This window comes from Bacillus sp. FSL K6-1284 (assembly GCF_038002625.1).
Classification (GTDB): domain Bacteria; phylum Bacillota; class Bacilli; order Bacillales; family Bacillaceae; genus Bacillus; species Bacillus paralicheniformis.
In genome coordinates, this window is sequence record NZ_JBBOCW010000001.1 from 3,910,138 (window position 1) to 3,922,988 (window position 12,851).

The 12,851-nt window shown below is 52.1% G+C and carries 6 protein-coding genes; all 6 read right to left on the minus strand.

Annotated elements, in window-relative coordinates:
* Nucleotides 1-7,167 (minus strand): amino acid adenylation domain-containing protein, encoded by a 7,167-nt coding sequence (locus tag MHB72_RS20030; protein WP_216919351.1) that lies wholly within the window; start codon nt 7,165-7,167, stop codon nt 1-3.
* Between the two features lie 14 nt (nt 7,168-7,181).
* Nucleotides 7,182-8,108, minus strand: a complete 927-nt coding sequence (locus tag MHB72_RS20035; protein WP_095323616.1) for an isochorismatase family protein — start codon at nt 8,106-8,108, stop codon at nt 7,182-7,184.
* A 25-nt stretch (nt 8,109-8,133) separates the two neighbouring features.
* Nucleotides 8,134-9,756 (minus strand): (2,3-dihydroxybenzoyl)adenylate synthase, encoded by a 1,623-nt coding sequence (locus MHB72_RS20040; RefSeq protein WP_144497859.1) that lies wholly within the window; start codon nt 9,754-9,756, stop codon nt 8,134-8,136.
* A 14-nt stretch (nt 9,757-9,770) separates the two neighbouring features.
* Entirely contained in the window at nt 9,771-10,961 is a 1,191-nt protein-coding gene (dhbC, locus tag MHB72_RS20045) for an isochorismate synthase DhbC (RefSeq protein WP_254121897.1), read from the minus strand.
* Between the two features lie 24 nt (nt 10,962-10,985).
* Complete coding sequence (locus MHB72_RS20050; RefSeq protein WP_234112361.1) at nt 10,986-11,765, minus strand: 2,3-dihydro-2,3-dihydroxybenzoate dehydrogenase; 780 nt, start codon at nt 11,763-11,765, stop codon at nt 10,986-10,988.
* A gap of 220 nt (nt 11,766-11,985) precedes the next feature.
* The gene (locus MHB72_RS20055; RefSeq protein ID WP_216919347.1) at nt 11,986-12,834 is read right to left on the minus strand and encodes an alpha/beta hydrolase; all 849 of its coding nucleotides are present in this window, start codon (nt 12,832-12,834) and stop codon (nt 11,986-11,988) included.
* Nucleotides 12,835-12,851 lie beyond the last annotated feature (17 nt).

Here is a 12,851-nt window from a genome sequence, read left to right on the forward strand (position 1 = left end):
TTATCTCTCCCTACTTGTCCGTATCTTTTTCAAGCCGTCCAGTTTTTCCGCAACATGACGTCCGATTTCGGCCAGCGGCTCCGGCTGGCACAAATCTTTATGCCGGCAATCCATATCATGAATATCAATGTTTCCGTTCAGATAAGGAAGCCATGACTCCGGATCGATCGGATCAAACCATTCCGGTATCACGGTAGATTTGAAGAACAGGATATCACCATGAAAGACGCGGGGCTTATATTCGCTTAAAATCCGGACGGAATTCACATAAGTCTCCTTTAAATTCAAGATCGCAGCCTCATCCAGGCTGGCAAGCGCACTGCCGTCTCGGCGCAGTATATCGATCGCACTGGAAAGTTTCAGCGGTTCCCCGTTAAGGCTGTCCGGATCGTATCCTCCCAATGCCAAGAGTGCAATCAATGCTTCCTGCTCATCAGGTGCATCTTTAATTGGAAGGAAGTGATTCGGGTATGCATCAAGCATGACAAGAAGCGAAATGTCTTCCCCTTGTTCCTGCAGCTGAGTTGCGATCGCATGTACAACATTGCCTCCGAGAGACCAGCCGAGAAGACGATAAGGCCCTGTTGGCTGAATCGTACGAATGTGCCTGATATAATCCGCGGCCATGTCGTCGAGCGTATCAGGAAGCTCTTCCTGCCTTGCGATCCCGCGAGCTTGAAGGCCGTATATCGGATATTCCTTCCCGAGTGCCGTCATTAAACCGGCATAACACCAGCTGAGGCCCCCGGCCGGATGTACACAAAACAGGGGATCCTGACTGCCTCCGGTTCTCAGCGGAAGCAGTACATCCAGCGCACTTTGCCCGCCGCCGGATTCAAGCCGTTCAGCGAGTCCGCTGACAGTAGGCGCTTCAAGCAGGTCGCCGATGCCGAGCTCGACGCCGAGCGCTTCACGAATGCGGCTCATCAGCTGTACGGCGAGCAGAGAATGACCGCCAAGTTCGAAGAATCCGTCATCAATACCAATCCGCGGCACATTGAGGATTTCTGAAAAAAGATCGCATAAGATTTCTTCCTGCGGTGTTCTTGGCCCCCGCCCTTTAACAGCCGCGGCAAAATCAGGCTCAGGCAGCGCTTTTCGATCAAGTTTGCCATTTGGAGTCAATGGCAGGTCTGCAATTTTTACAAATGCAGAAGGCACCATGTACTCCGGCAGAGTGCCTGCGGCAAACCGGCGCAGCTCAGCCGGATCAGTTTCTTCTTCAGACGTCGGGACAACATAGGCGATCAGGCGCTTGTCCCCGGGCTGGTCTTCCCTTACAACTACAGCAGCTTGATTCACCTTGTGATGGCGGACAAGCACCGCTTCTATCTCGCCGAGTTCGATTCTAAAGCCGCGGATCTTGATCTGCTGATCGGCCCTGCCCATATAATCAAGAGAGCCGTCTTGGCGCCTGCGGGCAAGATCGCCGGTTCGGTACATCCGGGTTCCGGGCGGACCAAACGGATCAGCGACAAAACGGTCTGCCGTCAAATCGGGTCTGCCCAAGTAACCCCGTGCGAGGCCGCCCCCCGACACATACATCTCTCCGGTGACGCCCGGGGGTACCGGTTCAAGGTATTCATCAAGCACATATACACCTAAATCGGGAATCCCTTGACCGATCAGGCTGTTCGCTTGAAGTGCTGCAGTCTGCTGATCGAGGGAAATATAGCTGACATGTACCGTCGTTTCTGTAATTCCGTACATATTAATCAGCCGCGGGAAATGCTCCGGATGGCGTTCATACCAATCTTCAAGCCTCTTCAGTTCGAGCGCTTCCCCTCCAAAAATGATAAAGCGCAAGGAAAGGCACTTTCCTGTCTCAGCATTGTCCCGGTCAGCCTGCATCAATTGATAAAATGCGGAAGGGGTCTGATTGAGCACAGTCACTCCCTCGCGTACGAGAAGATTGAGAAAGTCGGCCGGCGAGCGGCTGATTGTATGAGGCACCACGACAAGCCGTCCCCCATTGAGCAGCGCTCCCCAAATTTCCCATACCGAAAAATCAAATGCGTAAGAATGAAACATCGTCCAAACATCGTCAGAGCCAAAATGGAACCATTGGTCAGTCGCTCCGAACAGCCGCACGACATTTTGATGTGGAACGATCACTCCTTTCGGCTTGCCGGTCGAACCGGATGTGTAAATGACATACGCCGGGTGAAGAGGCAGCAAAGGCTTCGTACGGTCGACATTAACCGGATTGGCAGAAGCGCATCCGTTCAGTTCCTCTTGTATGCAAGGGTCATCAAGGACAATCCGTTCAACAGATGCGGGAACAGAAAGGCATGATTCGACCGCTGAACTCGTAACGATGCAGGCAGGATGTGCATCATTCAACATAAACGCTATCCTTTCTGCCGGGTAGTCCGGATCCAGAGGCACATATGCCGCGCCAGCTTTCAGCACTGCAAGCAGTCCGACAACCATATCCAAAGATCTTGGCAGCGCCAGGGCAGCAAATTGTTCGGGACCGACCCCTTTGGCGATCAGGAGATGGGCAAGCCGGTTAGCGCGTCTATTGAGCTCGCCGTATGTGAGCGAGTCATTTTCATATATAACCGCAACGGCTTCCGGGTCCTTCGCAGCCTGCTTTTCAAATAAAACAGGCAAAGATGAACAAGTTATGTTGTTGGACGATTTGCTCCAGTCAGCCAGCATGTTTTCACGTTCGGCCGGAAGGAGAATATCAAGTCTTCCGATCGGCTGATCAGGGTCGGATACTGCTGAATCCAGCAGTCTGACAAGCCGTTCGGCTAATGTTTGAACCGTATTTCGCTCAAATAAATCTGTGCTGTATTCCACAAATCCGCCGATACCTGCGGGTGTTCCATCCGCTTTTCGATGTTCCCGAAGCTCAATCGTCAAATCAAACTTGGCTGCGCCGACACTGCGAATGTCAATGTCTGATTTAAGGCCGGAAAGTTCAAGCTCAGGTTCAGGCGTATTTTGATAGGCGAGCATGATTTGGAACAGCGGATGTCTCGCTCTTGACCTGGCAGGATTGAGCACTTCAACAAGGCGCTCGAACGGAAGGTCCTGATGCTCATATGCTGCAAGATTTACTTTTCTAACTCTGTTCAGAAGTTCCCGAAAACTTGGATTACCCGATGTATCTGTTCGGAGCACAAGCGTATTAACGAACAATCCGACAATTCCGCCTAAAGCATCATCGTTTCTTCCCGCTATCGGGCTCCCGAGCGGAATGTCGTGGCCTGCTCCGAGCCGTGTCAGCAGTGAGGCAAGGGCCGACTGCAAAATCATGAACATGCTGACTCCGGTGCTGCGGGACAAACCGAGCAAACGGCCGTGTAGCTGTTCGTCAATGCTGAGATCAATCGTACCGCCTCTGTAGCTTGATTCCGACGGACGCGAGTGATCAGTCGGAAGCTCCAGCTGATCAGGCAGATGTTCCAATGCCTTTGACCAATACCCGAGCTGCTTGGCAATCAGACTGTCCGGATTGCTCTCATGTCCAAGCAGATGTTCCTGCCATACGGCATAGTCGGCATATTGTATAGAAAGCGGCTCCCAAGCAGGTGCCTCACCATTCAGACGCGCATTGTAGGCGGTTTCCAAATCGCGGGTCAGCGGCGTTAAAGACCAGCCGTCGCCAATCATATGGTGCAAAAGCAGAAGAAGAACAAATTTGTCCGGTCCGAGTACGAATAGCTGGGCGCGAAACGGAGGTTCCTTTTCTAAATGAAAACGGTGCCGAACAGCCTCAGCCAGGACTTTTTCCAAATCATGTTCGCTGACATGGGATACAGCGAGTTCGGAACGCGCTTGATCCGCTTCCAATATCAGCTGGTGTGTTGTCCCCTGCTGATACGGAAAAATTGTTCGAAGCGGCTCATGTCTTGCTGCCACATCGCCCAGAGCGGCTGTCAGCGCCTCTCGGTCCAAACGTCCGGTTAAATGAACGACAACCGGAATATTATAGGTCGGGCTCGGTCCTTCCAAACAGTGCAAAAACCATAGGCGCCGCTGCGCGAAGGACAGCGGAATTTCTTCCCGGCGCTCTCTTTTACGCAATGCCGGACGGGCGCTCTGCGCCTGATCAAGCTGTTTGGCAAGCCCGGCGGCTGTGGGCTCATCGAATAAACGGCCGATTCCGAGTTCGACGCCAAGCGTTTCCCGAATCCGGCCGACAAGCCTGCCTGCCAGAAGCGAATGTCCGCCGAGATCAAAAAAGCTGTCATCAATACTGACTCGTGGCACCCCCAGCACTTCAGCGAATAAATCACACAATATTTCCTCTTGAGGTGCCCTTGGCTCACGTCCCCCTATATGCATACTCAATGCCGGAGCCGGCAGGGATTTGCGGTCAAGCTTTCCGTTCGGCGTAAGCGGCAGTTCATCAAGAATGACAAATGCAGACGGAATCATATAGTCGGGCAGTGTTTCACCAACGTAGCCGCGAAGCTCGACAGGATGAAGGCTTTCTCCCGAAGCGGGAACGACATACGCAAATATACGCGGATCACCGGGCTGGTCTTCACGAACAATAGCAGCAGCTTGTTTAACAACCGGATGATTTGCAAGCACCGCTTCTATTTCTCCCATCTCAATGCGGAATCCGCGAATTTTGACTTGATGGTCCGCACGGCCGATATAATCAAGCGACCCGTCTTCGCGCCAGCGCACGAGGTCGCCCGTCCGGTACATCCTCGATCCAGGCGGCCCGTATGGATTCGCAATAAAGCGTTCAGCCGTGAGAGCATGACGGTTCAAGTAGCCGCGCGCCACTCCTGTTCCTGCCACATAAAGTTCTCCAGCCGCTCCCGGAGGCACGGGCTGCAATCCGGCGTCTAGAACATACAGCTGCGTATTCCAAATCGCACGGCCGATCCCCGGAGATTTCGTGCAGTTGCCTCCCAGCGCGGCGGCTGTAGACCAAATCGTTGTTTCCGTCGGTCCATAAAGGTTCGTTAATGTGCATCCAAGCTGCTGCAATTGCCGGGCCAAGCTGACTTGCAGAGCTTCCCCTCCGACAAGCGCACGAAGACCTTTAAGCTTCTCCGGAGCGCTCGAGGCCAATGCATACCAAAGGGTCGGTGTGGCCTGCATCATTGTGATTCCGTATGTTTCAATCATTTTAGCCAATGCGGAGGGGTCTTGTACCGTCTCCTTCTCGGCAAGAACGACTGCCGACCCGCTGATCAGTGGCAAATAAATTTCGAGTGCTGAGATGTCGAATGCAATCGTTGTGACGGCCAGCAGCCGGTCGTCTTGATTAAGCGGGAACATATCCTGCATTGAAAGCAAAAAATTGAATAAGCTTTCAGCTTGTACAACTACGCCTTTAGGTCTGCCGGTTGATCCGGATGTATAAATCATATATGCCGGCTGAGCGCCGGAATGCTGTCTGCCGGGATTTCCTTCAGAACATCCGGAGATTTTTTCCATAACAGTTTGTTCATCAAGGATGAACTTCGGCGTTTGCGAACTGATCATGTCTTGTGCTTTTTTGCTGGTGATGACAAACAGCGGCTGTGCATCATTGAGCATATACTCGATCCTGTCAGCCGGATAATCGGGATCTATAGGTAAATAAGCCGCTCCAGCCTTGAGAACGGCGAGCATGCTGACAATCATTTCCGCTGAGCGCGGCAGGGCCAAAGCAACGAATGTCTCGGGTTTCGCCCCCTTATTGATCAGCAGATGAGCCAGTTGATTTGCCCTTTTATTTAATTCGGAATAGGTGAGAACCTCATCATTGGAAACGACTGCCGGAGATTCAGGGTACTCCTTCGCCATCATTTCAAATCGTTGCGTAAGACTCTCATTTGGAAGACCGCGGTCTGTTTGATTCCATTCGATCAAAATTTGAGCGCGTTCTTCCGGGAGAAGAATATCCAACGTCCCCACCGGCTGAGTTTGCTCGCAATCGGCAATCGTTTTCAGAAGAGTAAGAAAACGATGAATATGATGTTCAAGTTCATCCGTATGATAAACAGCGGGGTTTGCATCCATGTTTATTTTCAACCCGCCTCCGTCCGGGCGGCCGTAAATGTTGATTGACAGATCGTCCACAGGTCCTGTGGCAAGATTATGCACGATGCCTTGACAGCCGGCAAAATTCAAGCGTTGCTCAAAAGGCATCAAATTAAGCTGCGGACCGAACAGCCGCTGATTTTCGCCAAGCAGCTTGAGTTCCCGGCGCAGTTCTTCGTGGCGGTAATGCTGATGACGCCTCAGTTTCATCATCTCTGCTGAGATTTGCTTGACCAGCTCTCCTACGCTCATGTCCGGCTGCATGCCAATCCGAAGCGGAAGGAGATTCATGACCATACCCGGAATATGGAGAGCGGCTGACCCAAGGCGGCACATCATCGGCATCCCGAGAACGACGTCATTTGCCCCCGTCAGCCGATGAACATATATTGCAGCTGCTGCCATTACGGTTTCGTGCCAAGTTGCCCCCATTCTGCTTGCGGCAGACAGAAGACGCTCAGCATGTTCACTCGGCAGATAGTCAGACCTGCGAAGAAAGCTTGAAGAGGTGCGCGGCGCCCTTTCGGCAAGACTGACTACCTCCGGTTCATCGCTGAATCGCTCAAGCCAAAATTGCCGATCTTCCTGATACTTCTCTGATGCGCGGTAAGCCGTTTCCTCCGCGAGAATCAAATCGAGGGAGCCAAAGGCTCCGCTCTGATCGATCGATTTGTTCTGCATCAATGCGGTATATATTTTTGACAGCCGCTCGGCGATCAATGTAAAGCTGAACCCGTCCGTTGCGATATGGTGAGTTCGCTGATACCAGAAGTAATGATCCGGCGCCGTTTTGAAAAGCGCTTCTGTAAAAAGCGGACCGCGAGTCAGATCAACCGGACGGGCAAGGTCATCCTTCATCCAGCTTTTCGCCGCCTGTTCCGGATCGGTTTCTGAGCTGACATCAACATAATGAATCGGAAAATCTGCCGACGGAACGATCACTTGCCACGGTCCGTCTTGATCTTCTCCAAATCTGGCATGGAATGATTCAGCTTCTTTCATGACATGGCGCAGCGCTTTCTCGAAAAGCTCCTGATCAAGCGGGCCTTTAATTTCAACGTATTCAGCTGTATTGTAGATCGGATTTTCCGGATCAAGCTGCTGAGCAAACCAAATGCCGGCTTGCGCTCCTGATAATGGCTTTCGGTTATGTTGACATTCAGGCATTAAGGTGACCTCCTTCATTGATAGTCTGCATTCGGCAATGGTGCTTCTTTAGAGGAGGACAACAGTCTCCACCAGTTTTCAATCGAAGGGTCCTCCGCAAGCTCCACAAATGACACCTCCCGCCCCGCTCGGCGCCAGCGCTCCGCGAGACTCATGATTCTCACGGAATCAAGTCCCCTGTAAATCAAATTTTCGCTGTCGCTTATCTTTTCAGGTGATTCAAGAAGAAGCGATGCGACCTGTTCGCGAATGATCTGTTTTGTCAGTGCATGAGAGCTTTCTTTTGCGTGTTCATGGCTTGCGTCATCTTTCAGCTGGCTCAAAAGCTGTTCCGCAGTGATTGTGACGCTGCAGCGGTCAGCTGCGTATGTGATGGCCATTTCATGATGCTTTAATGAGAAATCCGCCACCGCATCGGCGACAAAAAACGTTTCAATATCTTGCATAAACGCATCACATGCCGTCATCAGGCAGCCGATATGGGCATAGATGCCGGTGATGATGAGCTGATCCCGACCTTGCTCCTCCAGCACACCTAAAAGGTTGGTTTTTCTGAACGCATTGTACCTCCACTTGGTCAGAACGATGTCGCCTTTATTCGGTTTCAGCTCATCTACGATCTTCTGCTCATCGGAATCAGTACCGATTCCAGGTCCCCAAAAATCTTGGAGAAGCCCCCGTTCTTCCGGTGTCTGAGCGCCTGGCTGAGCCGTGAAAATAACCGGAATGCCAAGCTCGGCACATCGCTTCCGAAGCTTCTTAATATTAGCCAGCAGATCTGTTACCGGAGACTCGCCGCAACGGTAAGCGTTGAGAAAATATTGCTGCATATCATGGATGAGAAGTGCAGCACGCTTCGGATGAGGAGTCCATGACACCTTGTTTTTCGGCATATTTGATGCTTCTGGCATTTGGTACGGTAAGATGGCAGGAATGGCCATCAAATCACATCCTCTCATTTTTTTATCACGTGATATTCTTAGCTGCAGACATTTTTTCAGCAATCGCTGTACGCAGTTCTTTTTTGCTGACTTTTCCTACGCCTGTCTGCGGGAATGCTTCAACCATTTCCACCCGGTCGGGTATTTTGTAGGCTGCAAGGCCCCTTTCTCTCAAAAACGATTGCAATTCAGCCTGAGCAGGTGCAGCGCCGCGTGGAATAACATACGCACACGTTCTTTCACCGAGAAATTGATCCGGCATCGAGACAACCGCCGCATCGAGTACGGCGGGATGTGCGAGCAGGTGGTTTTCCACTTCTTCCGCGGCAACCTTCTCCCCGCCTCTGTTGATCTGGTCTTTGGCTCGTCCTTCAACAATCAAATAGCCTGATGAATTGACTTTGACCAAGTCGCCCGTACGGTAAAACCCGTCTTCTGTGAACGCTTTGGCATTATGTTCCTCAGCTTTGTAATAGCCGCGGATCGTATAAGGACCTCTTGTCAGAAGCTCCCCGGTCTGTCCGGGTCCAAGTTCGCGTCCTTCTTTATCCACAATTTTAATTTCGTCAAACGGAGACATCGGTCTGCCTTGTGTGTGAACGATCGTGTCTTCAGGATCATCAAGTCTGGTATAGTTGACCAGACCTTCTGCCATGCCATAAACCTGCTGCAGTTTGCAGCCAAACACCGATGTGACGCGTCTGGCGGCTTCGGCACTGAATTTCGCTCCGCCGACTTGAAGGACCTGGAGACTTGACAAGTCGTCCCGGCGCGCCGGAGCAGCGTCAAGCCAGATTAGCGCAAGCGGCGGTACGAGACCTGTGATCGTTACCCTCTCCTTTTCGATCAGAGGAAAGGTTTCATCCGGGCTGCCTCCTGACGCAAGAACGACTCGGCCTCCCGCATAGAGTGTACCGAGCACTCCCGGCGAACTGAGCGGATAATTGTGAGCGATTGGAAGAGCGGCAAGATACACGCTGTTGTGATCAAGCCTGCAAATCTCTGCGCTGACCCTCAAGCTGTATATATAATCATCATGCGTCCTCGGGATCAGCTTAGAAAGACCTGTGCTTCCCCCTGACAACTGAAGAAAAGCGACATCTTCTGAATGGACGTTCTGCGGAGGTGCAGGCTGATCATAAAGGCCCGACAGCGCTTCAAACTCCTCCGATTCGCCGGCGACAATGACATGACGAAGCCCCCGCAGCTTTCCCTTTACCTGTCTCGCCAGCTTGCGGTAGTCAAACCTTGCGTGATGATCGGGAATCACATAAGCAGCAGCTTCAGAAAACTCGCAAAAATACGTGATCTCGCTATGTCTGTGCGATGGAAGCGCAAAGACAGGCAGAGCTCCGATTCGGAAGAGTGCAAAGCAAACTTCAAAAAACTCGATGACATTCGGTAGCTGGACAACGACGCGGTCATTTTTTTTGATCCCAAGCTTTAAAAGACCGCCGGCCAAAGAGTCGGCTCTCTTGTCTAACTCTCGATAACTTAAATGGGTATCTCCGTATGTAAGAGCAATGCGGCTGCCATGTTTTTCGGCCCGTTCCCTCAGCATTCCCCCAAATGTTTCGCCTCGCCAGCATCCCTCCTTCCGATATTTATCCGCAAACTCCTTCGGCCATGTTGGGCACCCTTTCAACATCCTTTATCCCTCCGTTATTCACTGTTCATTCCCATCGCAAGAAGCATCGTCCGAAACTTTGCAGACGTTTCTGCAAGTTCTTCTTCAGGCTTCGATCCGGCGACAATTCCGGCGCCTGCGTACAGCCGCAGCGCGTGTTCCTCCGCCTCAGCACAGCGAATCGTTACGACCCATTCACCGTCACCGTCCGCGTCACACCAGCCGACCATACCTGTGAAAAATCCGCGGTCAAACGGCTCAATCTGTTTAATCGCTTCTTTCGCCGCATTCGTTGGCGTGCCGCAGACAGCGGGCGTCGGGTGAAGGGCAGAGGCGAGCTCCAATGATGATACAGAAAGGTCTGTAAGCTCTCCCTTCAATTCCGTTGAAAGATGCCACATCGTCGGCGTGCTGATGAGAGACGGTTCCGGCACCTCCAGCTTTCGGCAAAACGGCCTGAGCGCGGAAGCAACCGCTTCGACAACGACCGCATGTTCGTGACGGTCTTTAGGAGAAGCAAGCAGTTCAGCCGCCCGTCTTCGATCTTCTTCGGGATCATCGCTCCGAGGTCTTGAGCCTGCTAAAGGATTTGCCGTAACGCGGAACCCGGACCGCGATACAAGCAGCTCGGGACTTGCGCCTATCAAAGTGGTACGAGGCGCTTCCGGCGATTGCCCGGTTAAGTCAACGGCAAAGTTGTACCCGCTTGTATTGCGGCGGGCAAGATTTCGCAGCAATTGACCGATATCGACTTTGATCGGCGAGGTCAGCTGCAATGACCGGGAAAGGACGATCTTACTGTATTCTCCTGCTGCTATACCTGCCAACCCTCGTCTGACCCCGGTCATATACGCTTCCGGGCTTGGAATCTGCTCGATATCATAGGGGTACAGGGCAGGTTCAGGCTCCTCTTTACCATCTTCTTCACATGTCAGCGGCCCTGCATGCCACGCTTCGACCGGCACGGTTAACTGCGCCGGCTTTGCATCATCAAACGGCACAGCTCCGACCACAATCGGGTTTTTCTGCCCGTTCTCCCTCGCTTTTTTCAGAACTTCCTCTGCCCGCTGCGCAAGGCTTTGCTCTTCCGTTTGAGAAACAGAAGCCAAGACTCCTTCCGCCAGAATGGTCCGCTCAGGGGAAGAGAAAAAGAATGAAGCACCGGCCTGATATTGCTTTAACAGCTGATCTGCAAGCGCTTCTGACACGACATGACGTTCTATCATCATTAAAACCTCCTTTAGATTGAATCAGGCTCCAAGCGTTGCTCCGCCATCGACACGCAAATCGTGCATCGTAATGTGACGAGCCCCGTCAGACAGCAAAAAAACTACAGCATCTGCAATATCAGCCGGCGAAGCCAATTTTCCGAGCGGGATTCCCGTTTTGAATGTTTCAAGCGATCCTTCAATGACGCCTTGCGCAGCTTCCTCACCCTGCCATAGCGACCGCTGCATCGGCGTATCGGTTGATCCGGGCGATACGATATTGCAGCGGATGTTGTACTCGGCAAGTTCAAGGCCGAGACATTTCGTAAACATTAAAGCAGCAGCCTTGGAGGCCGCGTAGGCGGCCATATGCATCCGCGGCACAGCGGCCGCATTTGATCCAACAGTCACGATCGCTCCAGTCCTGCGCGGAATCATCCGGCGGGCGACGGCACGCGATACGTTAAAAACCCCGGTAGAGTTGACGCTGAACGTCTTCTCCCAATCTTCATCACTCAATGAATGGATCAGACCTGTTCTGAGAACGCCGGCTACATTGACAAGCATGTCTATCGGACCGATCTCGCGTTCAACATGGGCGATAAGCTGCTCGACGGCGGCACTGCCGCCCACATCCGCGGCAAAACCGGAACCCTGCAGGTCTTTTTGTTCAAGTTCGGCTTCAAGTTCAAGCAGCCCTTTTCGATTTTGATCAGCTGCTGCAACAAACACCCCGCGTTCAGCAAGCGACAGGGCCACTTCTTTGCCGATTCCTTGCGAAGCCCCAGTCACCAAAGCAACCTTGCCTTTCACTCTTATCATTTCCTTTCTAAAAAGCGGCAGCGCCCGAGTCTTAAAAAGTCTCTGCCGGCTAAAATTCTAATTGATAATGATAATCATTATCGTTTAAAAATATAATATACCAATAAATGCAAACGGTCAAATCGTTTTCGATTGTTTATCCGTATCAATGCTCATGGTATATTATCTGTTATCCATTCTTATCTTTTTTAAAGCTCGGGGCGCCGGAAGCGCCCCGCTTTCAATCAGGCTTGAAGACAAACTGGAGCGCTCTGCTGATTAACACAGGCAGAACCGATATATGACCTTCCCCTTTAAATTCATGGTATTCCGCGCGAACCCCCTGGTTTTCCAAGGCGGCCAAGCGGTCGGCCAGCCTTTTTGCATTGTCGTTCATCCCGCTTTTATGCGTCTTTTCAAGCTCTCCGGCCCCAAGCAATACCTTTACATCGCCATCCGCTTCTTGCAATTTCGATATAAAGTCATGCTCTTCATCAAAAAATGACGGATGCCAATGGATGGACGGGCTGCCGGCGATATATGTTTGAAATAGGGCCGGTTTTGTAAACAGGGTCTGCAGAACAAAAAGTCCGCCAAGGGAATGACCGAAAATCGCCTGCCTTTTCATATCAATCTGGAATTCATGTTCGATCTCCGGCTTTAACTGCTGTTCGATGAAGGACAGAAAAGCTTTCGCCCCGCCCGGCTCAGGCCAGTCTGCTCCATCGGGTCTCCTGGGCAGCTCAGCGCCCGAATCCGGCAGAGTAAAATCGTAATACCGCCCCCGGTCAAAGGGAGCGTCGGTTTCATAGCCGATGCCGACGATAACGGCCGGCACGACGCCGGTTTTATCGGGACGGCGCGACTGCATCCGCAATGCCTCCACCATCGTTCCAAACACGGAATTGGCGTCAAGCAGATAAATCACGGGATATCCTGCGGGCGGCTTTTCCCCAAATGGTTTCGCAATAAAAATCCGGTATGTGCGGCTCCCATCCGGAGAACGCATGCACCGCTGTTCTGTCCCCGGTATCGCCACCGGAATACATTCAGCAGCATTGACAGACTGCTGAAGTTTTTCTTGAGCCATGTCATTCTCCCTTCCCC